Origin of the sequence: Bacillus sp. FSL R9-9410 (assembly GCF_038050385.1) — a bacterium.
GTDB classification, from domain to species: domain Bacteria; phylum Bacillota; class Bacilli; order Bacillales; family Bacillaceae_G; genus Bacillus_A; species Bacillus_A cereus_U.
Genome location: NZ_JBBOTV010000001.1, coordinates 1,451,143 through 1,475,983 on the forward strand (window position 1 = coordinate 1,451,143; position 24,841 = coordinate 1,475,983).

The following is a 24,841-nucleotide window of genomic DNA, read 5'->3' on the forward strand; positions in this document are numbered from 1 at the left end:
AGTAGTTTCTATGTAAATATATCATATAAATAATGTAAACAATGTTAAGATAGTGTAAATGTATTGTTAAAAAAGTGATTTCCCATATAATCTTTAATCAAAAAATTGATAGTTTTTCAAAATGAAAAAACGCTATTCTTTCTGTTGAATGATAGAAAGAATAGCGTTTTTGTATGCCTATTTCTGTTTGCTTAAGAGATTTAAAATATTGTACGAAATTTTCGTTTCGTACAATGGACTAGTAAGTAAAATATTTAATTCAGCAATAGTCTAGCTATTTGAAAACATTAACAACATGATTATGTAATGTTTTTTTGGTGTCAATAAAAATATTATGTCAACAATATGAACTGTCACAAATTTTCATATATTATTGTGATTCACATCACATCCCTTTTTCTCAATGGGTATTATGCTTAGTTTGTAAGGAATGATTGGGAGAGGGTGGGATGATATGTTTTGTTATCAATGTGAACAAACGCCAACAGGCGGATGTAAAGTGATGGGTGTTTGCGGTAAGAATGAAACCATTGCAAGTTTACAAGATACGATTGTGTTTGGATTAAAAGGAATTGCTGCTTATCGTACTCATGCTGCTCAGCTAGGGTATACAGATGCATTTGTAGATGCTACAACTCAAGAAGCGTTATATATGACATTAACAAATTCTAATTTCAATGAACAAGAACATATTGATATGGCTATGAAAGTTGGGAAGTCAGCTTTACGGGTGATGGAGTTATTAGATGAGGCACATACGAATCACTTTGGTGTTCCAGAGCCTGTTCAAATTACACAAAATCATGTAGAAGGTAAGGCAATTGTAGTTACTGGTCATAATTTATTTGCATTAGAGGAATTATTAAAGCAAACAGAAGGAAAAGAAATTAATATTTATACGCATTCTGAAATGTTACCAGCACACGGATATCCAAAGCTGAAAAAATATAAACATTTAAAAGGAAACATTGGGAAGGCATGGTATGATCAAAGACGCCTTTTTGGAAAATTTACCGGTGCCATATTAGCTACAACGAACTGTGTTATGCCAATTAAAGGATCATACTCTGATCGATTCTTTTCATATGACATTGCAGGTCTAGAAGGTGTACGGAAAATTGAAAATGATGATTTTGCACCATTGATTCAAAAAGCGCTAGAACTTCCAGAAGTACATATGGAGTCGGATGAACAGTTAGTAACAGGGTTTCACCATAATACGGTATTATCATTAGCTCCAGAAATTATTGAGGCAGTAAAGGAAGGGAAAATAAAGCGTTTCTTTGTTATCGCAGGTTGTGATGCCCCAGGAAAAGGCGGGGAATACTATCGTGAATTAGCAACGTCACTTCCGCCAGAAACGGTTATTTTAACAACTTCTTGTGGGAAATTCCGCTTTAATGATGTAAGTTATGGTGTTGTGCCTGGTACGGAGATTCCGCGTTACATTGACTTAGGGCAATGTAATAACTCAATTTCTACAGTGAAAATAGCGGCAGCTTTAGCAGATGCTTTTCAATGTGAAGTAAATGAATTGCCAGTGAGTATTGTCCTATCATGGTTTGAACAAAAAGCGGTTGCCATTTTACTTGGGCTATTTAGTATTGGTATTCAAGATATTCGCATTGGTCCAAAGGCCCCTGAATTTATTTCACCTGGTGTGCTTGATGTATTACAAGAAACATTTGGTTTAAAACTAATTACAACCGCAGCAGAAGACATGAATATGATGTTATCGTAACAAAAAGGATGTCCTATATGTAGAGTTGGCTTTATCCCGCTATTTGTGGGCAGTAAAACTCCCACCTCAAAATTCAGCTGGAGCAAAGAAGTTAGCTGGGAGTCGGGCCGCCCGTAAACGCCCGATTGGTGCGGGCTAATAATCAGTGGGGATGAACAAAACCCCCCACTGATTAAAGTTTCACTTTATAAAGAATTTGTATGTATTCGCAAGCTCATGTATTAGATGCACAGGTGCATTAGTAGAAGAACAAAAAAATGATCCGTCTTCTTAATAAGGAGAGCTAGCCACATTCATTAACTTCGGAATATTATAACGCCCAAAACAAAAATGCGGAATTTTTGTTTTGGGGTATTTCCTTTTCTTAGCTGGCTAGGTATGTGGTGAGATTTCTTAAGAAGAAAATAGGCAGTAGCCAATAGATAATAGCGGATTTGAGAAAAAATTTAAAAATCGAGTTGACATTCTATCTACATAGTCATACAATGTAGTGGTAATGAGTAATACTGAATAGCGTGGTTTTTAAAAATATATTCAGTATCCAATAGGCAAAAGCGGATTTAAGAAAAAATTTAAAAATCGAGTTGACATGCCATCTACTTAGTCATACAATGTAGTTGTAATAAGTAATACTGAATAGTGAGGCTTCTCAAAAGCTATTCAGTAAAAATTAGCCTTAGTACTCTGTGATACTGAATATAAGTCAGACAGAATAGGGGGGAGAGGAGGATCAGAACATGGAAAATTTAACTGAAATGCTGAAGGGTTCGCTGGAAGGTTGTGTGCTAGAGATAATCAGCCGCCGTGAAACGTATGGCTATGAGATTACCCGCCACCTGAATGATCTTGGGTTTACTGAAGTCGTGGAAGGAACGGTCTATACCATCCTTGTGCGATTAGAGAAGAAAAAACTTGTGAATATTGAAAAGAAACCGTCAGATATGGGGCCACCTCGTAAGTTTTATTCACTAAATGAGGATGGCCGTCAGGAGCTTGAATTGTTTTGGAGAAAATGGGATTTTGTATCATCAAAAATTAACGTCTTGAAGTCAAACTAGCCTCATAAGATAAAACATTCGGCCGATATTTTGGGGAGTTTCTTGTTCTGCTTTATAAAAAAGGAGGAAAAATAATATGTTGGAAATGTTCAAAAAATTAATTGGTGATAAAAAAGAGTACAAAATGATGATGGCACGGGTTGGGGCTCTGCCAGAGGACTACCAGTTTGTATTTAAGAAAATTCAAAACTACATGTGGAATTTTTCGGCGGGCAACGGGATGGATATGCTACACATACAGTATGAATTAATCGATTTGTTTGAAGCCGGTGCGGCGGAAGGCAGACAAGTGCTGGAAATCACTGGGGAGGACGTGGCGTCTTTTGCTGACGAACTAGTGGCGAACGCTAAAACTTATGTCTCCAAGTATCGTGAAGATTTGAATGAAAGTATCATGAAGCAATTGAGAAAAAAATAAATGCAATAGGTAATACCGACTGATTAGCTGGTTACAAATGTGAATTGCCACCATCGCTATTCAGTTATATTTTTAAATCAGTACTAAGTAATACAGATTATCAGTAATACTAAATAGAGGGGTGTAGGCAGTCTAGCTTTACAAAACATTTTTTAAGGAGGAAAAAATCATGAGCAATACAGCGATTTCTGTAAAAGGGTTAAAAAAATCCTTTAAAGATAAGGAAGTGTTAAAAGGGGTGGATTTTGAAGTGCAGCGTGGCGAAATTTTCGCACTGCTGGGCTCAAATGGAGCGGGTAAGACGACGATAGTCAATATCCTTTCGACGCTGATGAAGCAAGATGGCGGCGAAGTAGGTGTTTGCGGTTTTGACGTCCAGCGTCAATCGGATCATGTTCGTCAAAGCATCAGTCTGACAGGGCAGTTCGCAGCATTAGACGGTATGCTCACGGGGAGAGAAAACTTAATAATGATCGCCAAGTTGCGTGGAGTTTCTAGTCCCGCTCAAGTCGCTGACAATTTGCTTGCAAGATTTAGCCTGACCGATGCAGCCAACCAGAGGGCAGATCAGTATTCAGGTGGGATGAAGCGCCGGCTGGACATCGCGATGAGTTTGATCGGAACGCCAGCAGTCATTTTTCTCGACGAACCGACGACAGGGCTTGATCCCGAAGCGCGGATTGAAGTGTGGGATACCGTCAAGGAACTTGCCGGCGGCGGCACAACTATCTTGCTGACAACCCAGTACTTGGAGGAAGCCGAACAACTGGCGGACCGTATCGCTATCTTGCATGGCGGAAAAATTATTAAGACTGGTACTCTTACTGAACTTAAAGAGATGTTCCCACCAGCAAAAGTGGAGTATATCGAGAAGCAGCCGACATTGGAAGAAATTTTCCTTGCGATCATCGGCAAAAAGGAGGAGATGTAAATGAAGAGCAAAACAGGGGTATTGTTAGGGCGTTTAATGCGCAACATTATGCGCAGTCCGGATACAATTATTACGGTAGCGATTACACCGATTATGATGATGCTGTTGTTTGTCTACGTATTTGGAGGCGCCATAAAGACAGGAACGGATAACTACGTCAATTATTTATTGCCGGGAATCTTGCTGATGGCTATCGCATCCGGTGTCGCTTACACATCCGTGCGGTTGTTTACGGATGTGAAGAGTGGGCTGATGGCACGTTTCATTACTATGCCTATCAAGCGCTCGTCGGTATTATGGGCTCACGTATTAACATCACTTGTTGCTAATGTGCTTACTATCGTGGTGGTTATCCTTGTTGCGCTCTTAATGGGCTTCCGTTCCAGTGCTAATATTCTGGATTGGCTCGCGGTAGCTGGAATACTTGGGATGTTTACGCTGGCGCTGACATGGCTGGCTATCATTCCTGGGTTGACAGCGAAGTCTATGGAAGGGGCGACAGCCTACTCATACCCACTAATTTTTCTGCCCTTTATTAGTTCGGCCTTTGTTCCTACCGAAACGATGCCAAAAATTGTTCGTGCTTTCGCTGAGAACCAGCCTGTGACTTCAATCGTGAATGCGATTCGTGCCCTCTTATATGAAGGGACTGTTGGCAACGATATTTGGATCGCACTTGCTTGGTGCGTTGGCATCATGGTTATCGCTTACTTCTTCGCCGGTAAAGCATTTAAACGTCAGTTAGGGTAACACCACCAGTTCGGTGTACTATGGCAACTAAATCTTCTGGAATAATATATGTTTGGAAAAGTGGATTAAAATCACATCAATCTTAGTTAATGCTATAGTTGTTGGTATTTTTACTGGTTGCGTAGTTGGTACGTAAGTAGGCTCAGATGTTGAGAAAAAGCAGACTGAGAGAGTTAAAAGGGAAGAGATAATATTTTGACCTCAATTCTAATTTCCATATAATAAATGCAATTTTTATACATGAAAAGCCCACCTATTTCCGTAGGTGGGCTATATCTTTACTACACAATTCGAAAGTATGCTCTCTTTTTCTAAATATGTAATTATGCATATTTAGAAAAAACTACACTTAATAAATATTACATATAGTAAATGGAAACTTATGGTGTAATTCTTTTAACAGGCTTAACATGATAACCATTTTATAAGGTGCGTAGGCTCCTTGTAAAAAGTTCTTCTTTTCTGAAAAATGAATATTAATTCGTTATATATAATAAAAATTCATGAAAATAATTTTATGTTTTCTAAATTTATTCCTTTACATCAATGTGTATTATTTATTACAACAGCTTTCATGTCAAAGATAAGATGTGAAAGCAAAGGGAAATATAAGTATCTTTATAACGAGTTCCTAATATAATCAATGTGTTAACGAAAGGAACTCTGTATTATGTTTATTTTTCTATTAACTAATACAGCTTCAAAAAATAGACACAATTGCTACATACCAATTGTAATTTATTATCTATTCATAATTCTGTTTATTCTGTCTTTCTAAAAATAAAAAAATATTAGACTCGCAAATATAAACGTTATAATGAGGGCGTCGAGAGGTAACCGATTACCTACGGAGAAAATATCAAACATTTTTAAATTTGACAGACTGAAACGATTAATTGCAGAAAGGTGTGTGACCAGAAGGGGAATTTCTTCAAAATAGTTTAGTAGCAGCGGACATCGTATTAGCTGGTGTAATATCATCAATGCTGACGAAGTATAGGGTTGGAGGATAAATGCCTCGCACATTAAGAGAGACAGCTTTAGGTGGAATCGTTTACAATATGGTGCATCAAGTAAGCGGTTCATTTTTTAAGAATGGTCTATATTCTTAAGCCTAAAAAGAGACGTAAGAATAGGATACAAGGGGGATTTATTATATGAATGGGAATACTGCAAAAAAAATAGAATTTCAAGCTGAAAATACTGCAGTGAAAAATGAGAAATATCTAGATCCTAAAAAGTGGCATAAACAAGATACTACCTGGGCATTGAGCCTTTTTGGAACAGCAATTGGAGCAGGAGTACTCTTTTTACCTATTAATGCAGGTTCAGGTGGTTTATTATCATTACTGTTAATTACGATACTTGCATTTCCTGTTATGTATTACTCACATAGGGCGCTTGCTAAAATGATATACGCTTCTAATTCTGCTGATGAGGGGATTACAGGCACAATAAGAGAGTATTTCGGCAATAAGGCAAGTATAATTTTTAACATAGTATATTTCGTCTCAATTTATACGATCGTACTGATGTATTCGGTTGCACTTACAAATACTGCAAGTAGTTTTATCGTGCATCAATTGCACATGCCGGAGCCTCCAAGGGCCATTTTATCTCTTGTATTAGTGCTCGGTCTTATCGCTATACTAAACTTTGGTCAAGATATCATTGTCAAGGTAATGAGCATGCTAGTATATCCTTTCATAGCTTCTTTACTTTTTATCTCAATATCTTTAATTCCACAATGGAATACGTCAATGCTTAGTTTTTCAAGTGTTTCTACTGCTTCAACAGGAACAGGGTATTTTGGAGTGATATTGATGATACTACCAATCATAGTATTCTCATTTAATCATTCTCCTCTGATTTCGTCATTTGTTATAAAACAGAGAGCTACCTATGGAATAGAAGCTACTGATGCCAAATGTGCTCAAATACAAAAAGTTTGTTATATTATGACATTCGTCGTTGTTATGTTCTTTGTTTGGAGCAGTGCACTGAGTTTAACTCCAAAAGATCTTATGATGGCTAAAGAACAAAACTTATCAATCCTATCATATCTTGCTAATGAGCTTAATTCACCTGTAATCACTATTGTAGCTCCTATCATTGCTTTTGTGGCTATAACAAAGTCTTTCCTTGGCCATTATATAGGAGCATATGAGGTAATGCGTGACATGATTATGAAGTTTGGTAAAACACGCGGAAAAGCTATCGAAGAAAAAACAGTTAAGACAATGATCCTTGCTTTTGTCGTATTAACATGTTGGTATGTTGCTTATGCAAATCCAAGTATTCTTGGAATCATTGATGCCCTTAGCGGTCCGTTAGTTGCTGCGATCTTATGTCTATTACCAATGTATGCGATTCGTAAAGTACCAGTACTGGCTAAATACAGAGGGAAAATGAGCAATGTGTTTGTCATTATTGTAGGTATACTTACTGTCCTAGCAAGTATTAAGTCATTATTATAATTCGCTATTGTTAGTTCAAGTGCTAAAATAGTGAATATGAAAAAAGAACGAAAGAGAATATGGATAAGATAAATCCGCATTCGAATTTTAAACAAGCAATTTAATGAGGATTAAACTCTAATATAAAAAGACATGAACAAAGATTAGTTCATGTCTTTTTTTGTGTTGGCGTTATTCTTAGAAGAGCTTTTAAAGTAGGGGTAACGAATAAAATGTTTTTACTAGGTATTTAAATAGAGGTAACTGGCATCTAGTCAAACTCAATATTATTTTGGGTTTAACTGGCCACTGCTTATGGGCAGTATAAACATAATCTCTCTTTTAAACCTTCTAACACTTCTTCAGGAACTTCCCTAATTTTGATATCTTTACCTAGGAAAAGTAGCCAATTTGTTATCTCTGTTAATTCATCGAGATCGTTAACATTGATAAAAGTCTTTAGAATGGCTGTGGATTGGTAAGGATTTGTATAGGAAATAGAAATTTTTAAAGGATGGTATTTTTTGAACTGGGCAATCGCTTTTGGACCAAGTTCAAGTACCAGGTTGATTGCTTCGTCCTTCTTACTTAGTTTTTCTAAAATCTTTTTCTTGCTTAATCTATTTTTCGTCGTATAGGGTTCGGCATTAATGAGATGATCGACAAGAAACATCTTCTTTTTTTCTTCTTTTATGTCAAAGCCTTCAATTATCCAATGGCTTTTTTCTTGATAAAGGTGTAGTAGATAAATTGGATAAGACTTGATTTCCTCCTCTTCTTTTACGGTAATCAATAAATGACTATCCAAAAGAAGAATTTGGATGAGTTTTTCTAACATAGGATGGGGGAGGTCAGAAAGCTCAAGTAGGTCGGGATTATGGGGGTTAGTCCCTTCAAAAAGCAAGATTTGATTTAAAAGAACAAGGTCATCTTGCTGGATTTCTGAGATGAGTCCTAGTAGTTTTTCGGCTAAAGACTGACGACTCTTTAAATAGGGAAGTTGTTGATTTCTTGTGGCCATAAAGGCAATAAAAAGAGCTTTGACCTCATTATCAGTAAAGCGAACAACGGGCAGGATAGAGTTATGCATGACAAAATATCCTCCATCCCTTCCAACTTCAGCGACGAGCGGCATCCCCATGGCTTCAATTTCTCTAATGTCTCTAATAGCTGTCGATCGTGAGATGTTAAATTCTCGTATGATTTCAGAAATTGTAAAGTGGGAGCGGTTGTTAATATAGCGCATGATCGTATTAATCCGTTCAACTTTTTTCATGTTGGTCTCCTAAACAGTATCATTTTTTGACATGATTTAAAGATATTATAAACTCATCAAGTGAAAAGATAAATCGTTTGATTAATTTAAAAGTGAGGAAGGTTTTAAATATGAAAAATTATACAATAGAAGAAAAAGATAGCTTTATCGTGTTAGGTATTGGAACTGAACTTAAGAGCCACTATACAGACTTTGCGGGCATAAACAAGGAAAAGGCAGACTTTTGGCTGGCCGTCGAACAAGATGGAAGGTTGGACACTTTAAAAGCTTTAGCTACAAATGATTACATTTTTTCTGTGAGTGAAGCGGTGAATAACAAGATGATGTATTACGCTGGTGTCATGACAGAGGCAACGATACAAGAAGAATCTAGAGTTATCCAGTTTCCGAGGGGAGAATACCTAGTAGTTAAAGGGGAAGGCAATACAGCTGAGGAGCTAAGTAATAAGCTTACTGGCATTGCATTTGGTCAAGCATTAGCAGAAGTAAAAGATTTTTCCTATGTTGGTGGGCCAAATACAACGGTTGAGATGGGGCAGCGAAACGGCTTAGTATTTGGTGAAATGTGGATTCCAGTTGTTAGGAAGTAAAGAGTTAAAAGGAGAGATGGAATTGTCCTATATCGTTGATTTTAAAAATGTAACTATAGCTGGCTTGGAGTCTTCACCTATAGCAGAAGCGCTTGCTGGTTTACGTGCCCATGAAGCACGTTACTTTATGAACAAATACAAGCATGAATTTACGGTTGTACCAGCTAGTGAAAGCGAGGAGACTCTAGATTATGTGAACCGCGTTTTGAAAGAAGAACGTGATATTGAGTTTGCGGCAAAACCTTTAGAAACATCGTGTTTTCAAGTGGAAAATATTAAATTTGCCTATGTCTTCTATGAGGATGGTCTTGCAGTCAACGTCATGTATACGTTGGATAACCCGAAGAAGCGGGCTGTTGGATTTAAGCTTTCTGAGGGAATGGAGGTACCAAAGGAGTTAGAAGAGAAATTTAAGTTTGCTAGGCAGAAGTCTAAACTTGCTGGAACAATTCGAGGTTCGTTTTTTGTAATTAAAGGAGAATATAGTGCAAGTTGAAGAAGCAGTCGTTTGTTGTATTTTAAAAGGCGTGATTACGGAAGGTGAGGGCTAACAATCTTGAATTGTTAGCCTTTTTTACATAAGTATAATATTCATAGTCTGCTACACGCTACGTTCAGATAAAATAAAACGAAAGGAAATTACTGTAGGGTGGTGGTGGCGTGAGCAAAAAAAGGCTATTTGAGTTATTCTTAGTAACTTTTGCTTTACTGTTCCTTCATGTAAGTACATTTACTAATGAAAAATTGAACGATAAATTTGGTAACTTAACCTTCTTTGTTGTATTTATCATGTTTTATATCAACGTTGCATTTATAGAACGGTATTTTGATGATATACAAAAGTGGATTCGAAATATCACATTTCTTCTTGCCCTGTTAGTAGTAACTTTAATTTCACTATGGATAGGTTACTTTTAAAGCCTTGTGATTAAGGAAATTTTGTTTTGTTATCTTTCCTTAACAACAAACAAGACGCCAACCAGATCATGGTAGCGCCTACGATAATTACTATTGGTTTAATCATTAACAAGTATATCTGGACCCTTTTTCAACATATACGAGAAACCCGAAATAAATACGATACTAAATATAATAATAGAAGACCACATATTAAAATGAAATTCTTTACCTACAACTAAATAGTAGATGTTATGGACCAAGAAATTAGCACCTATGATAATTCCACCTAACATTGAACTAATTACAAGACTGATTAAATAAAATTTGAGCTTCTGAAACATTTCCCCTCTACTCCTTTTCTAAAATCAACTTTATTCAGGATGTTTTAGAAAATTATACCATTTATTTTTCTGATATTCTTAAATCTATAATATATTTAAGGTTATTTTAAGAGAAGAAGAATTGCCTATCAAAATGTCCATTTCGAGGTTTCACCAATATGCCCATCAAGCTAATGAAACTAGTATCTCAAAAACAAAAAATGTATATTTTTATCTGGAGATGCCAATTTTCTCGTTTTGGGGATACTATAAAATTTTAGGTTGATAGCCATGGGGTCCCGCCACATTACCATCAAGTTAAGAAACTCATTGTTCCCCCAAAATGAACTACAATTGTTTACTGAGAAATTCCCCCGACATATGTCATCACATATCTTGGATAAATTAGCTAGAGAAATAGGATTTGTTCAACAGGGAAATAAATATTAGCATCTTTCTTTCTTCCAAGAACAAATAAAAGAAAGCGTTGATTCTTATCTTCATTATCCAGGAATATACTCAGGCGGCCAAGAAAATATTTAGTGCAATAGTTACTCGAAAGAATAACTGAAAAATAACATACGAGGAGATGGAAGAAATGAAAAACGAAAGAATTCAACAATTACAAGAAAATTGGGAGTTAGATAAACGTTGGAAAGGGGTAAAACGCCCGTATTGTGCCGAAGATGTTATTCGTCTTCGAGGATCTATCGATATTGAACATACACTAGCACGCCACGGTGCAGAGAAACTTTGGCAATCGCTTCATATAGAAGACTACATCAATGCGCTTGGTGCATTAACAGGAAATCAAGCAATGCAGCAAGTGAAAGCAGGTTTAAAAGCAATTTGTGTAAGTGGTTGGCAAGTAGCTGCTGATGCCAATTTATCTGGACATATGTATCCAGACCAAAGTTTATATCCAGTGAATAGTGTGCCCGCTGTTGTAAAAAGAATCAATCAAACGTTGCAACGTGCTGATCAAATTCAGCATATGGAAGGTGGCAGTGATATAGATTATTTCGTACCAATTGTTGCAGATGCAGAAGCTGGTTTTGGTGGGCAATTAAACGTATTTGAATTAATGAAAGGAATGATTGAAGCAGGTGCAGCAGGTGTACATTTTGAAGATCAGTTGTCTTCAGAAAAGAAATGCGGACATTTAGGTGGAAAAGTATTATTACCGACACAAACGGCGGTACGTAATTTAATTTCTGCTCGTTTAGCTGCGGATGTTATGGGCGTGCCGACAGTAATCGTGGCAAGAACAGATGCAGATGCAGCAGATTTAATTACGAGCGACATTGATCCAATTGATCAAGAATTTATTACAGGAGAAAGAACAACGGAAGGTTTTTATCGTACAAAAGCGGGGCTCAATCAAGCAATTGCACGTGGCCTAGCATATGCACCGTACGCAGACCTTGTTTGGTGTGAAACGTCTGAACCAAATTTAGAAAATGCGAAGCGTTTTGCAGAAGCAATTCATGAGAGATACCCAGGAAAGTTACTCGCATATAACTGTTCACCGTCGTTTAATTGGAAACAAAAATTAGATCAAAAAACAATTGAAAACTTTCAAAAAGAAATGGCATCATATGGTTACAAACTCCAATTTGTAACACTTGCAGGATTCCATTCGTTAAACCACAGTATGTTCGAATTAGCACGCGGCTATAAAGAACGTGGTATGGCAGCGTATTCTGAATTACAACAGGCCGAATTTGCAGCAGAAGAGCATGGTTATTCTGCTATGCGTCATCAACGAGAAGTCGGAACAGGTTACTTTGACGAAGTAGCACAAGTGATTACGGGTGGAACTTCATCTACGACAGCGCTGAAAGGTTCTACGGAAGAATTGCAGTTTAAAGATAATTAATTCAGTTATTGTGGAGAAAGTCTTAAATAACATTGGCATTTTGAACAAAAATTGCATGAGAAACATATGTGATAATTAAATATATAATAACATTCAATTTATTTTGAATTTTCTCAATGTGTTTGTTGCATTTTTAAATTATAATATAAGTAACTCTTTTTATTGCTATATATCTGTCATTTCTTGTTACAGAATCCTTATTATAAGGATTCTGTTTTTTTGCATTAAATTTCTACAAACAAAAAAGATAAGATCGGAGAATTCAATCTTATCTTTAGTACAAGGAGTAAACATAAGGGATAATCATCATATTTTTATCACACTTTATTTTTTTGTTGATTTTGAATATTAAAACCATAAATAACAAGTATATCTATATTGAGAAATTTATTGCAAATTTAGTTGTAAATGTTTCAAATTAGAAAAGGTTAGCCCCTCACTTCACCCCAGCCAAAAACAAAGGGTAACTCATATTAAGTTTCAATCTTGCCTAAGCACCCATTAGGATATACAACTGATCATCTATTTTTCTTTACATAATCTCCAGATACAGTCCATATCAACTATAGATTCTTGTCTTATGCTAAATGTAGTTCCAAACAAAACAAGGAGGTAATGAAAAATGATTAAAACATTATTAGCAGGAGCACTTTTAAGTACAGGATTGGTAGCGGGGGGTGCAGTAGGTGCAGATGATGCGAAAATGGACAATTTAAAATCAAATGAAGATAGTTCAAATCAAGTAATTACACGGAGTGCAGATGGAACAACGTCTTTCTCACAAAAATTTGATGTACCTAAAGATGCAAAAACTGTTGAAAGAACAGAAGGTACAGGTTCTCAAGAAGGAAAAATGGTACCAACAAAAGAAGGAAATTAAATACTATATAGTTATAACGAAGAGCATCCCAAAAGTGGTGCTCTTTTTATATTATAGGGATTAACTAGTTTTACTGAATATAGAACTGTAGGAGGAATTGAGGCTAGAACATGGGGGACTATCTCTTCAAATCATGGTGTTTGGAGCAATAGTTTTGGTGGTAAAGTTACAATACAAACATTTTATTAGAGATTTTTTAAATTTACATACACTCTAGATAGACTACATATCAACTTCAGATACTTGTTTTATGATACAAGTAATCAAACAAAAGGAGGGCAATACAAAATGATTAAACAGTATTAACAGGTGGAGAAAATGTTGAAGATGTACAGACAGATAAACATATTCCATATGAACAAAATGAATTGTAACAAACTCTAGAAAAGTACGATTCGAAGAAATTTGAGTTATAAAAAGAAAATAGATAAATATAGTGAAAATAGATAAATTGACAAGAGAAAAGCACTTTGTGTATATCACAGGTGCTTTTTATTTTCATTTTAATATAGGGCTTGAATTAAATTTTTACACTAAAATATATACGGCAAAAAGGGGGGAGTTCATTGCACAAAGTTATTTATGGAATATTAATTTTAATTTATACTTTGTATTCATTTTTTGTAAGTGATGGAAGTGAAGTAAGGTTTATTATGGTGTTAACTATAGTACTTATCTTTTCTGTGGTTTTAGAAAAAGGAAATGCAAACAAAACGACTGATTAAAGGTCGTTTTGTTTGCATTTTTTTAATTGGATATTAAAGTCCAGATGTTTTAGGGATAGCACCGAATCGCCATCAAGCTAAGATTTTGAAGTACCCCCTAAATGAAAATTTTCTTTCTCTACAGTTAGTTATTTTGAGAGGTCAGCTCATTTTTTTGTTTTGGGGGTGTTTACTTTTCTTATTTATTCTATTTAACAAAAGCACCTTTTTGTTTGAATGTATTATTTCACAAATTCCCCGTCATAGAAATAACTTTATTATGATTTACAGTTTACAATGACTGAAATTCATATTAATAAAGACCTCCATTTACGATTCGAACTTTGCATATGAATTGCTAATCAAGTAATAAATCGGACTTAAATACGATTACAGCATTTCCTGCAATTCTTACTTCCTCTGGCTCCTGATTACAAATTTTCACTTGAACATCAATGATACCCGCCCGTTTTATAGCTTCGCCCTGCACTGCTTTAAAACTAAATAAAGTATTATCATGTTTGACAAGTCTATGATGTATCAAGTATGCGCCTAAAGGACCGTTCGCATTACCTGTAACAGGGTCTTCGTTAATACCGATTGCAGGAGCAAACATTCTTCCATGAATTAAAATATCAGAGTCGGGAGCATTCATCGTAAACACATAGAAACCATTGCAATTAATTAATCCACTGACTTTTGTGAGTAAATCCATATTAGGGTTTAATTGGTTAAGAAGTTCCGAATTTTTAATTCCAATCATCACCTTAGAATGCCCGGTTGAAACGATTTGTACTGGACAATCTTCTAATAAATCATTTTCACTAATATTGAAAGCTGTAAATATATTCTCTAAAGCTACACCTTCAATCACAGTTTCAAAACTTATACTACCCTGCGTCATAATAATTTTGTAATCATTATCTTCATTAATCACATCGACTGGTAAAATGCCGGCACCAGTTTTATGATAAACTTTAACTGTATTTAAACTATTTTCAACTGCACGAGCATAGTGGGCAGCAATCGTCGCATGTCCACAGATAGGGACCTCATGAGTAGGCGTAAAAAAACGAATATGTACATCAGATTCGCTATTGTCTGATTTAAAGATAAATGCCGTTTCCGAATTGTTAAGCTCTCTAGCAATCCTCTGCATCTCACCCGAGGATAAACCATCTGCATTTGTTATTACACCAGCCGGATTACCTGATAATTTTTTCTTCGTAAATGAATCAATTTGATATAATCGGTACTTTCTTTCCATGTCATTTTCCACCTTTAATATATTTAATTTTTGGTCCTTTATACTATCTTTAATTCTTATTATATTAAAGTTCCCCCGTTGCTTCTATAAGGAGCTTGATAGAAATGTGGTGCTACCCCATCGCTATCAAGCTAACAAAATAAAATCCCCCCTAAAATGAAAAAATACGCTATTCTTTCTGTAGAATCATAGGAAAGGATGGCGTTTTTGTATGTCTATTTCTGTATCTGATGAATTAAAACTATTTGCTCAAGAAATTCAAAACTTCTTATCTCCAAATTTCTTACGAGATCTTGCTAGAAATGTTGGTTTTGTGCAAAGAACCAGTAAGTACCAAGCAAAAGATTTAGTCGCTTTATGTGTATGGATCAGTCAAAAAGTCGCTAAAACCTCTTTAACTCATTTATGTAGCTGTTTAGAAGCATCAACAGAAGTGCTCATCAGTCCCGAAGGACTGAATCAACGATTTAATGCCACAGCCGTGCAATTCCTACAACAAGTGTTAGCCGAACTTCTCAACCAAAAGTTATCTTCAACTAAGATGCTCACTTCTCCATACGCTTCTATTTTCAAACGTATTCGTATCCTAGATTCAACTGCCTTTCAACTTCCCGATGTATTTTTATCTGTTTATCCAGGTGCAGGAGGATGCAGCCATACAGCTGGGGTGAAGATTCAGCTTGAGTATGATTTATTAAGTGGACAGTTCCTACATATTCATACAGGCCCAGGTAAACAACATGATCGAACCTAGGGTTCTCTATGTGCCCCAACTGTGGCAGCGAATGATTTATGTATCCGTGATTTAGGTTATTTTCACTTGAAAGATCTTCAACATATACAAGATAAAAAGGCTTACTATATCTCTCGTATTAAATCAAATACACGTATTTATCAAAAAAATCCCACTCTGATTATTTTCAAGATGGAAGAATCAAGAAAGGTACAGAGTATATACAGATAGATATGGAGGTCTTAATGAACTCTCTTCAACCAGGACAAACATGTGAAATATCCAACGCTTATGTAGGAATGACTGATAAAGTACCAACCCGTGTGATTGTTCATCGACTAACCAAAGAACAACAACAAAAACGATTACAAGATCAAACTGTAAAAGAAAAAAAGAAAGGAATGAAGTATTCTACTCGTAGTAAACGACTCAGTGGCATCAATGTATATATGACAAACACACCTACAGACATTGTCCCGATGGGACAAGTACATGATTGGTATTCTTTACGCTGGCAAATCGAAATTTTATTTAAAACGTGGAAGTCATTCTTTCAAATTCATCAGTGTAAAAAGATAAAACCAGAAAGATGGGAGTGCCATTTGTATGGACAATTGATTGCCATTCTACTCTGTTCTTCTATCATGTTTCAAATGCGTCAATTACTTCTTATGAAAAAGAAACGAGAACTGAGTGAGTATAAGGCCATATATATGATTAGAGATTATTTTCTTCTTCTTTTCCAAGCTATACAGAAAGACACCCAAGAACTATCAAAGGTTCTATATCGCCTATTCAATCTTCTACAGCAAAACGGGCGAAAATCTCATCGATATGAGAAGAAAACAGTCTTTGATATATTAGGTGTCGTTTACAATTGTACCATGTCTGATAATCAAGCGGCTTAATTCAAAAAAGGAAACCCGTTAGGGTTTATTTCGTATGCAAATCTTTAAAGCACCTACATATAGACTTTCGAAAAAAAGAAACAATCTCGCTTATCATTGACGTTACATGAGCTTAGCTTGATAGCGATGTGGTGCTCCCCCATACCCATCAACTTAAGAATTCAGAATTACCCCGAAATGAAAAAATGAGCTTTTTTGTTACAAGTTAGCACAAAATTTCGTTCTGGGGGTACTATAAAATTGTAGCTTGATGGAGATTTGACGTTACCCCTATAAAGGTATGGTTTTCGTACTTTTAAATACAATCATGTCACTTAAGTAATGTGAGCGTCGCTGCTATTACATTGTCGACAAATGAACGTTGGGGGCGAGATTTCATCATAACCGTTAGACCGATTAACGCTACAATCAGTGCCTGTGCCAAAGACTTTGCATCTGTGTTGACTTCCAGCTCACCTGATTGGATTCCTCGTTCGATCGTCTCCTGAAAAATGACGGCGAGGTACATTTGATGTTCTCTGGTCAAAATTTCAAATCTCTCATCATGAGGTGCTAGTTCAACCATTGTATTGATACAAAAACAACCTTTACTAAGATCTTCTGCGTATTCTTCATTGACGACATCGGCAAAGAAAATAGAAAATGCCTCTTTTACAGAGGAGTGACTTTGAAGCCTAGTTCGTGTATCAGAGGCCCGAGACATTGTATATCTGCGAAGTGCGGCTTCAAACAATTCTTTCTTATCTCCAAAAGCCGAATAAATACTAGGGCGTTGAATGCCCATTCTAGAAGTAAGATCACTTAATGAGGTAGCCTCATATCCCTTCTCCCAAAATAACTGCATTGCTGCATCTAAAACTTGATCCTCATCAAATTCACGGGTTCTTGCCATTAAGAATTCTCCTCCTCAAACTTTGATTTTATTAATTGTTTTAGGATAGGTGTGTAGGTAATTACAATTGTTATTTTTGTTACCAAACAGTATGTAATTATTATATAATTAGCCATTATTTATGTCAAATCAAGCTTCATTCATTTAATATAACATTTACTTTAGTGCGAAAAACATTGACATCATGAATGAGACTAAGTTATATTTACCAGTAATTATATTGTACCGAACGGTATGTTATAATCAAAAATCTAATATGATTGGAGGTTAAGGTATGTGCAAAACAGAGAAAAAAATAGAAGATGATCCACTCTGCACTAAGATAAGTCATAAATCTTCCATAACAAAACCTAATTTGAATCAACAGCCATCCATGTCTCACGCTTTGGCATTATTGTTTGCGACTGCCTGTGGAATGTCTGTTGCCAATATTTACTTTGCACAGCCGTTGCTTGATCAACTATCTAATGAGTTTGGTATTGACCATTCCATTATTGGTGTTGTTATTACCATTACACAAATTTTTTATGGATTGGGCTTACTACTACTCGTACCGCTTGGAGATTTGCTAAACCAGCGACGTCTAATTGTCGGTCAGATGCTATTATCTACAATAGCTCTGGTTATAGTTGGTACTGCCTTCTCTAGCATGGTACTTTTCGCAGGTATGGCTTTGGTGGGTCTGCTTGCAGTTGTGACACAGACTCTCGTGGCGTTTGCAGCGACCATCGCTTCCCCTACAGAAAGAGGACGTGTCGTTGGCATTGTAACAAGTGGAATAGTTATTGGCATACTTCTCGCACGTACTTTTGCTGGTATATTAACAGATGTTGCGGGATGGCGTTCTGTATATCTATTTTCTGCTGCGCTCATGCTTTTGATGGTTTTTATGTTTATAAAGATGTTGCCCAATGTTGAGCGCGAGGTAAAATCGCTATCCTACCCTCAGTTGATTAGATCGGTGCTTGCTTTGTTTATTCAAGAACGAACGTTACGCGTTCGCTCCGTTCTAGCCATGCTGATTTTTGCTGATTTCAGCATTTTGTGGACTTCACTAGTACTGCCACTTAGTACACCGCCAATCGCTCTATCTCATAGTGCAATTGGCGCATTCGGTCTTGTAGGCGTGGCTGGAGCCTTAGCTGCGGCACGGGCAGGGAAATTGGCCGATCAAGGTTACGGACAACGAACGACAGGTATTGCTTTAGCTCTATTATTGATTTCATGGTTGTTCATCAGTTATATAGAGCAGTCATTAATCGCATTAGTGATAGGGATAGTTCTACTTGATTTGGCCGTACAGGCAATACATGTCACGAATCAAACCATGATCCTTCCATTGCATACAGAAGCACGGAGTCGACTTACTGCTGGATATATGGTGTTTTATTCTATCGGCAGTGCTGGTGGTTCAATTGCTTCGACTCAAATATACGCACACTTTGGCTGGGGAGGGGTTTCCTTACTTGGAGCCTCTGTCAGTGCTTTCGCTCTTCTTTTTTGGGCTATGACCAGACGAGTTAAGATTTCATGAAATAAACGTGTGTTAGCCAATATGAGAAACACGTTACTACCATAAAGGAAATGATTAATTTTTTGACTTAAAATCTAATTGGACTAGGAGAGATAACAAATGGAAATAGGTATTACGTCTTTTGTAGAAACGAAACCAGATGTACATAGTGGTGAAGTGATAAGTCACGCACAGCGATTGCGTGAAGTTGTTGAAGAAATCGTTCTTGCTGATCAAGTAGGACTTGATGTGTTTGGTGTTGGTGAGCACCATAGGAAGGATTATGCAGCATCCTCTCCAGCGATGGTTCTATCAGCGGCGGCACCACAAACGAAAAAGATACGGCTCGCGAGTGCAGTAACTGTGCTTTCTTCAGCTGATCCTGTGCGCGTTTTTCAGGATTTTTCTACACTGGATGGCATTTCAAATGGACGCGCAGAGATTATGGCGGGTCGTGGTTCCTTTATCGAATCTTTTCCATTGTTTGGCTATAACTTGAAGGACTATGAAGAACTGTTTGAAGAACATTTGGACCTACTGCTCAAAATACGTCAGTCCGAAAAAGTGACTTGGGAAGGCGGACATCGACCAGCAATCAATAATTTAGGTGTGTATCCAAGACCTGTTCAAAATCCTTTACCGATATGGGTTGGTAGCGGTGGAAATCAGGAGTCTGCTATCCGTGCCGGTTTTCTGGGATTACCACTTATGCTGGCGATTATTGGTGGTAGCCCAATGCACTTTGCACGAATTGTACAGCTATATAAGAAAGCGGCGGCTCACGCTGGTCATGATGTATCAAAACTTCAGGTGGGATCTCATTCGATTGGATTTGTTGGAGAGAATACGGAATTGGCAGCAGATACATTTTTCCCGTCCACTCAGGCAGGCATGAATAAACTTGGTAAAGAGCGGGGTTGGCCTTATTATGATCGTTCCAGCTTTGATGCTGCACGAAGTTTTGAAGGGGCATTGTATGTTGGTGATCCAGATACAGTCGCCGAAAAAATCATCCATCTTCGTAAGCATGTAGGGATTACACGCTTTATGATGTATGTACCATTAAGTACCATGCCACATGATCAAGTCATGCGTGCCATAGAATTGCTTGGAACAGAAGTTGCCCCTCGTGTAAGAGAGGAAATTGCCAAATGGGAAGCTGAAGGAGAACAGGAGACACATCTATTCCGTTAATTATTCCATAAGGATTGCATCAAGTCTCATTATTTAACTGGAGGAATTTATATGAAAATTGACAGTCGAGTATTACCAGAATTAAAACAGGCTTTCTCACAATTTCCAGGCTTTCAATTAGAGGGGGATTTAGAGGCGAGTCGAAGTCTCTTGTCGAATCCACATTTGGAAAAATCAGAGCTTGTACACATGACCAAGCGAATGATTCCTGGCGCTGCTGGCGAGATGTTAGTTAAAATTTACGAACCCGTTGAGAACAATCTTGATAAACTTCCAGCTATGCTGTGGATTCACGGTGGCGGATACGTAATGGGACACCCTGATATGGACGATGTTTTGTGTGAACGCTTTGTTCAGTCTGCTGAATGCGTTGTTGTGTCTGTCGATTATCGACTTTCTCCCGAACATCCTTATCCAGCGGCTATCGAAGATTGTTATGCAGGCTTGGTTTGGATGACAAATGAGGCAGAATCGCTTGGAATTGATGTGAATCGAGTTGCGATCGCCGGTGCAAGTGGAGGCGGTGGACTAACAGCAGCGCTTGCGTTAATGGCTCGTGATAAAGGAGGTCCATCTATTATTTTTCAGATGCCGCTGTATCCGATGCTTGATAGCCACAACATAACACCATCAAGCTATGAGATTATAGAAGACAATGCAACATGGAATAGATCAAACAATTTAACGGCTTGGAATATGTACTTGGGAAAGAAGAACGATACTAACGAACCATCTCCCTATGCCGTACCTTCGAGAGCAGAAAACTTAGCCGGACTACCGCCAACTTATACATGTGTAGGTCAACTCGATTTATTCCGAGATGAAATTATTGAATATGTAACACGACTTGCACAAGCAGGAGTAGATGTTGAATTTCATCTCTACCCCGGCTGCTTCCATTGCTTTGAAGTACTTGTGCCTGAAGCCGAAGTGAGTCAGCGTGCCAGTCAGAATTATTTTGATGCGATGGCACGGGCGCTTCATCCATAACTTATCTTAGTTCAGTCATCGGGGTGTTCAACTGAAGGCATGAGTGATAGCTCTAAATTTATTCGATGAGTAGAGATTACAGAAAGAAGTACAAATAGTGCCACCATATACTTTAAATTTTGCCCCTTACTCATTGATTAATAACAGGAAATACTTCAAAGTTGGAATAGTTAACCAAAGTTTCAAAATAGTGTGCTAGCAATTCAACTTTTTTACTGCGGTTACGATGATAAGCACAATCAACACTTTGGAGCGGTTTTTTTCGTAAGTCGAGTTACTTTTTTAATCGCATTCATACTAAACAGCAGCAGGAAAGGGCGCCAATTGAACATTGGCACCGTTTATAAGAAGCGATAGACTGCATCCTTAGCTGAATATTCATTTCAAGCTCGGAAAAAATAGAATTAAGTTCTTTTGGTAGTTGATGATATTGGTTATTTTGAGCTATTGTAGTTAAGGCACCTCTTCTGTGGTAGTGATTTCTAGGTAATCTCACTATACCAAGGATCGAGGTGTTTTTCATTTTACTCAAGTTGTACAGTACACAATTGATAGACTCTAAATTCAATATAGCTAAATCTCCCCGCTTATTTTATAGGTGCGAAAGTTGAGTTATTTAATTCCCATCTTAATGAAGAATTATTGAAATATATTTCTCCATTAGAATGGGAACACATTAATATTCTAGGAAAATACCGATTTAGTATAAAAGAAATTGCATCATTAGACTCCCTACGATCACTACAAACAACTTAACAGTAAAAAGCCAATTATTCTCTTAGAGTACCGAAAATCGGCCTTTTCTTTATGAAATTTTGCTTTGCATTGTAAATCCGCATTTTCCTGACGCTGCCCCATGCCCATCAACTTAAGGTTTTGAAATACCCCCGAAACGAAAATTTTATCCCTCCACAGTTGTCTATAAGAATTCAGCTCATTTTTTCGTTTTGGGAAACAACAGATTTTTTAACTTGATAGCGATGTGGTGCTACCCCATTATGTTGAAAAGGAAAAGAACATCTGTGGAACTAGTGGTGACAATAGAGTTGTTCCACAAATGAGACAGAAGAATAGTGTGCTCTATCTGGGAAAATTGGAATATTTATGATTATAGAAACTGTCGCTATTGAAAATAGAACAAATAAAAGCTAAATAACAATAATATAATCTCTTTTCTAGATATGCCTTTATCAAGAATCAAAAAACTTAATACCACTTAGTACAAAAGCATCAGAACTTGGGCTATAACCAACTAACTTTCTTGTTCCTTCAATATCAATTCGTTTAAACCTGTTGTTAGATACACCATGTAAAATTGAAAATGGAGGTAAGTTCTTTGCCGTCATCGACTTTAAGAGAAGGTCCATAAAATCTTCTGGGCTTAAGTATGCACTCATATCTCTAGCTGTTAGTGGTTTACCATATGGATTATAATCATCATATGCACCTATACGAATAGCAAGACTTTGTAACCCTTCTTCATAAGCAAAATAAGAAGCAACAGCCTCTGCAAAACACTTACTTACCCCGTACATATTTTTGGGTCTCGTGGGTGAATAAGCATGTGGTTGATAATCCAAAGGATAGCCTTCAATTGTTTGAGCACTGGAAGCAACTATCACTTTGGATACATTATTATCACTAGCAGCTCTAAAAATATTATAGGTTCCCTTTATATGATTTTCTAATAAGGAGCCATAAAAATCAGCATTTGGCGAAGGATTACCTGCCAAGTGTATAACTATATCTATACCTTTCGTAAATTCTTGACAAGCAGCTAAATCAGAAACATCTAAATATATGACTTCATGATTTGTATCTTTAAAAGTTTCTAAAGCAGATAAGTTAATATCTGCTAGCCGTAACTGGTAATTCCCTTGCTTATCTAGGAATCTTGTAACATCTTGGCCAATCTTACCTGCAGCACCTGTAACTAAAATTTTTTGCATTTCACTTCATCCTTCCATAAAAAATACATCCCTTGTCAAGGGTCATATAATAGAGCATGCACTTATTGTATGTTGGTAATGGCATTAAATAAAACGAAGAAATATAATGGAGACATGAATAAAATTCATGAGGAGGACCATAGTGACTTTAACAAAATATGAAATATTTAACAAAGTGGCAGAACTCAATAGTTTTACAAAAGCTGCAGAAGTGTTAGGTTTCACCCAATCTGCTGTAAGTCATGCAATTAGCAGTTTGGAAAAAGAGTTTTCCTTTCCTTTATTTATTCGTAATCACTCTACTTTAACATTGACCAAAAATGCAGAGGAGCTTTTAATTACCGTTCGGAAAATTTTATACTATAACAACATGCTGAAGCAGGAAGTAGCCGCTATCAATGGGTTCCAAAAAGGAACAGTAAGAGTGGGGGTTTTTTCGAGTATTTCTAAAAACTGGATTCCTGGTATTCTTAAAAAAATGGAGGAAAAGTTTCCAAATATTGAAATCGAATTATTGGAAGGAAACTATGCTGAGGTTGAGAATTGGTTACAAAACGGGAGATTAGATTGTGGATTTATTAATAATGATACTTACTTTGAATCATTTGAAAAATCCTTTGAAATCGTACAATTGAAGAGGGATCGACTTTTATGTGTTGTATCTAACCAATCCCCATTATGTAAGGAAAACCAAGTATCAATGCAACAAATAGAAAATGTACCTTTTATTATGCCAACATATCAGTGTTATGATGATATTCAAAAAATATTTAGGGAGAATAAAGTTAGCCCCAATATTCGATTCGAAAATATGAATGAATACTCAGTGATCTCCATGGTGGAGAATAATCTAGGAATTAGTATATTGCCAGAAATGATTATACCGACATCAAAAAATTCTTTTGCAGCCATTCCACTTGAAAGTGATAGCTATCGAACTATTGGATTAGCTATAAGAAAACCAACCTCACTCGCGACTAAGAAATTTTCTGAGATTACTAAAAGGTGGGTATCATTTGAATCAATTTAATTTTGCCAAAATCTGAGTTATTTAAACTGATAGGGTTCTTCTTGAACGGAGCAGATTAGTTCAATAAGCAATGAGAAAAAGTTATATATTATGTGTCGATGTAGAACTATAATATACAAAAATCAGGAGGTAATTATATGGTAATATATAAATTATATGACAGAACACCCTAATAACTTTGACTAATTACTAAACCTATATGAATCTTTATGATGGAATTCACTTAAATTAACAAGTAATGATTTGGAACGAATGTGCAATCAAAGTTGATACGCCATTTACGCATTTGATGAAAAATAATTAGTGGGTATGGGACGTGTTATTTTAGATGGTGTAATTACTGGAGTAGTTTGGGGAATATGTGTTCTATCAAGCTATCTGTCCGAAGGAATCGCCGCCATGTACAAATAGCGCTGGGCAATTGAATCATTTTTCCGCTGGATTTAGCTGAATTTGAACGTT

20 protein-coding genes and 4 pseudogenes are annotated in these 24,841 nt (G+C 36.6%); 19 read left to right on the top strand and 5 right to left on the bottom strand.

The window, feature by feature from the left end:
* The first annotated feature begins 454 nt into the window (after positions 1-454).
* The 7 genes and pseudogenes from hcp to MKX77_RS07740 all read left to right on the top strand — a co-directional run bounded on the left by hcp (position 455) and on the right by MKX77_RS07740 (position 7,375).
* The gene (gene hcp, locus MKX77_RS07710) at positions 455-1,741 is read left to right on the top strand and encodes a hydroxylamine reductase (protein ID WP_341306222.1); all 1,287 of its coding nucleotides are present in this window, start codon (positions 455-457) and stop codon (positions 1,739-1,741) included.
* 737 nt (positions 1,742-2,478) lie between these two features.
* On the top strand, positions 2,479-2,799 hold the full coding sequence (locus MKX77_RS07715) for a PadR family transcriptional regulator (RefSeq protein WP_002087595.1): 321 nt from the start codon (positions 2,479-2,481) through the stop codon (positions 2,797-2,799).
* 76 nt (positions 2,800-2,875) lie between these two features.
* A complete protein-coding gene (locus tag MKX77_RS07720; RefSeq protein WP_002014108.1) occupies positions 2,876-3,217 on the top strand; it encodes a DUF1048 domain-containing protein in 342 nt (113 codons plus the stop codon).
* A gap of 169 nt (positions 3,218-3,386) precedes the next feature.
* Positions 3,387-4,148, top strand: coding sequence for an ABC transporter ATP-binding protein (locus MKX77_RS07725; protein WP_341306223.1), 762 nt, complete (start codon positions 3,387-3,389; stop codon positions 4,146-4,148).
* Positions 4,149-4,898: an ABC transporter permease gene (locus tag MKX77_RS07730; RefSeq protein WP_002014105.1), complete on the top strand. Its 750-nt coding sequence runs from the start codon at positions 4,149-4,151 to the stop codon at positions 4,896-4,898.
* Positions 4,899-4,950: 52 nt separating this feature from the next.
* Positions 4,951-5,146 (top strand): annotated as a pseudogene (locus tag MKX77_RS07735) (PRK06770 family protein); the annotation flags it as partial.
* A gap of 909 nt (positions 5,147-6,055) precedes the next feature.
* Positions 6,056-7,375 (top strand): aromatic amino acid transport family protein, encoded by a 1,320-nt coding sequence (locus tag MKX77_RS07740; RefSeq protein ID WP_215553687.1) that lies wholly within the window; start codon positions 6,056-6,058, stop codon positions 7,373-7,375.
* Positions 7,376-7,667: 292 nt separating this feature from the next.
* Here the strand turns inward: MKX77_RS07740 and MKX77_RS07745 are convergent, their stop codons facing one another.
* Positions 7,668-8,630, bottom strand: a complete 963-nt coding sequence (locus MKX77_RS07745) for a helix-turn-helix transcriptional regulator (protein WP_215553686.1) — start codon at positions 8,628-8,630, stop codon at positions 7,668-7,670.
* Between the two features lie 110 nt (positions 8,631-8,740).
* On the opposite strand from MKX77_RS07745, the gene MKX77_RS07750 reads away from it, so the two are divergent.
* The 3 genes from MKX77_RS07750 (at position 8,741) to MKX77_RS07760 (ending at position 10,138) form a co-directional block, all read left to right on the top strand.
* Entirely contained in the window at positions 8,741-9,220 is a 480-nt protein-coding gene (locus MKX77_RS07750) for a GyrI-like domain-containing protein (RefSeq protein ID WP_246908365.1), read from the top strand.
* Positions 9,207-9,716, top strand: a complete 510-nt coding sequence (locus tag MKX77_RS07755) for a phage tail protein (RefSeq protein ID WP_341306224.1) — start codon at positions 9,207-9,209, stop codon at positions 9,714-9,716. The genes MKX77_RS07750 and MKX77_RS07755 overlap by 14 nt, the downstream gene beginning before the upstream one ends.
* A gap of 164 nt (positions 9,717-9,880) precedes the next feature.
* The gene (locus tag MKX77_RS07760; protein WP_078176689.1) at positions 9,881-10,138 is read left to right on the top strand and encodes a DUF3963 domain-containing protein; all 258 of its coding nucleotides are present in this window, start codon (positions 9,881-9,883) and stop codon (positions 10,136-10,138) included.
* A gap of 98 nt (positions 10,139-10,236) precedes the next feature.
* Here the strand turns inward: MKX77_RS07760 and MKX77_RS07765 are convergent, their stop codons facing one another.
* A complete protein-coding gene (locus MKX77_RS07765; RefSeq protein WP_078181419.1) occupies positions 10,237-10,461 on the bottom strand; it encodes a hypothetical protein in 225 nt (74 codons plus the stop codon).
* A 577-nt stretch (positions 10,462-11,038) separates the two neighbouring features.
* Here MKX77_RS07765 and aceA point away from each other — a divergent pair.
* The 3 genes and pseudogenes from aceA to MKX77_RS07780 all read left to right on the top strand — a co-directional run bounded on the left by aceA (position 11,039) and on the right by MKX77_RS07780 (position 13,924).
* Positions 11,039-12,319, top strand: a complete 1,281-nt coding sequence (gene aceA, locus MKX77_RS07770; protein WP_341306225.1) for an isocitrate lyase — start codon at positions 11,039-11,041, stop codon at positions 12,317-12,319.
* Between the two features lie 622 nt (positions 12,320-12,941).
* A pseudogene (locus MKX77_RS07775) lies at positions 12,942-13,193 on the top strand (hypothetical protein); the annotation flags it as partial.
* A 572-nt stretch (positions 13,194-13,765) separates the two neighbouring features.
* Complete coding sequence (locus tag MKX77_RS07780; RefSeq protein ID WP_002087303.1) at positions 13,766-13,924, top strand: hypothetical protein; 159 nt, start codon at positions 13,766-13,768, stop codon at positions 13,922-13,924.
* 337 nt (positions 13,925-14,261) lie between these two features.
* On the opposite strand, the gene MKX77_RS07785 is transcribed toward MKX77_RS07780, so the two are convergent.
* Entirely contained in the window at positions 14,262-15,170 is a 909-nt protein-coding gene (locus tag MKX77_RS07785; RefSeq protein ID WP_002161204.1) for a PhzF family isomerase, read from the bottom strand.
* A 211-nt stretch (positions 15,171-15,381) separates the two neighbouring features.
* On the opposite strand from MKX77_RS07785, the pseudogene MKX77_RS07790 reads away from it, so the two are divergent.
* A pseudogene (locus MKX77_RS07790) lies at positions 15,382-16,811 on the top strand (IS4 family transposase).
* A gap of 310 nt (positions 16,812-17,121) precedes the next feature.
* On the opposite strand, the gene MKX77_RS07795 reads toward MKX77_RS07790, so the two are convergent.
* Positions 17,122-17,703 (bottom strand): TetR/AcrR family transcriptional regulator, encoded by a 582-nt coding sequence (locus MKX77_RS07795; RefSeq protein WP_341306226.1) that lies wholly within the window; start codon positions 17,701-17,703, stop codon positions 17,122-17,124.
* A 274-nt stretch (positions 17,704-17,977) separates the two neighbouring features.
* Between MKX77_RS07795 and MKX77_RS07800 the strand changes: the two genes are divergently transcribed.
* The 3 genes from MKX77_RS07800 (at position 17,978) to MKX77_RS07810 (ending at position 21,400) form a co-directional block, all read left to right on the top strand.
* Positions 17,978-19,237 (top strand): MFS transporter, encoded by a 1,260-nt coding sequence (locus tag MKX77_RS07800; protein WP_341306227.1) that lies wholly within the window; start codon positions 17,978-17,980, stop codon positions 19,235-19,237.
* A gap of 99 nt (positions 19,238-19,336) precedes the next feature.
* Positions 19,337-20,410: an LLM class flavin-dependent oxidoreductase gene (locus tag MKX77_RS07805; RefSeq protein ID WP_016091903.1), complete on the top strand. Its 1,074-nt coding sequence runs from the start codon at positions 19,337-19,339 to the stop codon at positions 20,408-20,410.
* A 51-nt stretch (positions 20,411-20,461) separates the two neighbouring features.
* Positions 20,462-21,400, top strand: coding sequence for an alpha/beta hydrolase (locus tag MKX77_RS07810; RefSeq protein ID WP_341306228.1), 939 nt, complete (start codon positions 20,462-20,464; stop codon positions 21,398-21,400).
* A 1,190-nt stretch (positions 21,401-22,590) separates the two neighbouring features.
* Here the strand turns inward: MKX77_RS07810 and MKX77_RS07815 are convergent.
* Positions 22,591-23,349 (bottom strand): NAD-dependent epimerase/dehydratase family protein, encoded by a 759-nt coding sequence (locus MKX77_RS07815; protein WP_341306229.1) that lies wholly within the window; start codon positions 23,347-23,349, stop codon positions 22,591-22,593.
* A 142-nt stretch (positions 23,350-23,491) separates the two neighbouring features.
* Between MKX77_RS07815 and MKX77_RS07820 the strand changes: the two genes are divergently transcribed.
* Complete coding sequence (locus MKX77_RS07820) at positions 23,492-24,379, top strand: LysR family transcriptional regulator (protein WP_215553681.1); 888 nt, start codon at positions 23,492-23,494, stop codon at positions 24,377-24,379.
* A gap of 156 nt (positions 24,380-24,535) precedes the next feature.
* Positions 24,536-24,772: pseudogene (locus MKX77_RS07825) on the top strand (GNAT family N-acetyltransferase); the annotation flags it as partial.
* Between the last annotated feature and the right edge of the window lie 69 nt (positions 24,773-24,841).

What these genes read in the sequence shown, in the direction of transcription:
- MKX77_RS07715 (WP_002087595.1), top strand. Translation starts at nt 2,479, where the DNA reads ATGGAAAATTTAACTGAAATGCTGAAGGGTTCGCTGGAAGGTTGTGTG.
- MKX77_RS07815 (WP_341306229.1), bottom strand. Translation starts at nt 23,349, where the DNA reads ATGCAAAAAATTTTAGTTACAGGTGCTGCAGGTAAGATTGGCCAAGAT.
- MKX77_RS07730 (WP_002014105.1), top strand. Translation starts at nt 4,149, where the DNA reads ATGAAGAGCAAAACAGGGGTATTGTTAGGGCGTTTAATGCGCAACATT.
- MKX77_RS07725 (WP_341306223.1), top strand. Translation starts at nt 3,387, where the DNA reads ATGAGCAATACAGCGATTTCTGTAAAAGGGTTAAAAAAATCCTTTAAA.
- aceA (WP_341306225.1), top strand. Translation starts at nt 11,039, where the DNA reads ATGAAAAACGAAAGAATTCAACAATTACAAGAAAATTGGGAGTTAGAT.
- MKX77_RS07765 (WP_078181419.1), bottom strand. Translation starts at nt 10,461, where the DNA reads ATGTTTCAGAAGCTCAAATTTTATTTAATCAGTCTTGTAATTAGTTCA.
- MKX77_RS07805 (WP_016091903.1), top strand. Translation starts at nt 19,337, where the DNA reads ATGGAAATAGGTATTACGTCTTTTGTAGAAACGAAACCAGATGTACAT.
- MKX77_RS07800 (WP_341306227.1), top strand. Translation starts at nt 17,978, where the DNA reads ATGTGCAAAACAGAGAAAAAAATAGAAGATGATCCACTCTGCACTAAG.
- MKX77_RS07750 (WP_246908365.1), top strand. Translation starts at nt 8,741, where the DNA reads ATGAAAAATTATACAATAGAAGAAAAAGATAGCTTTATCGTGTTAGGT.
- MKX77_RS07810 (WP_341306228.1), top strand. Translation starts at nt 20,462, where the DNA reads ATGAAAATTGACAGTCGAGTATTACCAGAATTAAAACAGGCTTTCTCA.
- MKX77_RS07720 (WP_002014108.1), top strand. Translation starts at nt 2,876, where the DNA reads ATGTTGGAAATGTTCAAAAAATTAATTGGTGATAAAAAAGAGTACAAA.
- MKX77_RS07740 (WP_215553687.1), top strand. Translation starts at nt 6,056, where the DNA reads ATGAATGGGAATACTGCAAAAAAAATAGAATTTCAAGCTGAAAATACT.
- MKX77_RS07795 (WP_341306226.1), bottom strand. Translation starts at nt 17,703, where the DNA reads ATGGCAAGAACCCGTGAATTTGATGAGGATCAAGTTTTAGATGCAGCA.
- MKX77_RS07785 (WP_002161204.1), bottom strand. Translation starts at nt 15,170, where the DNA reads ATGGAAAGAAAGTACCGATTATATCAAATTGATTCATTTACGAAGAAA.
- MKX77_RS07745 (WP_215553686.1), bottom strand. Translation starts at nt 8,630, where the DNA reads ATGAAAAAAGTTGAACGGATTAATACGATCATGCGCTATATTAACAAC.
- hcp (WP_341306222.1), top strand. Translation starts at nt 455, where the DNA reads ATGTTTTGTTATCAATGTGAACAAACGCCAACAGGCGGATGTAAAGTG.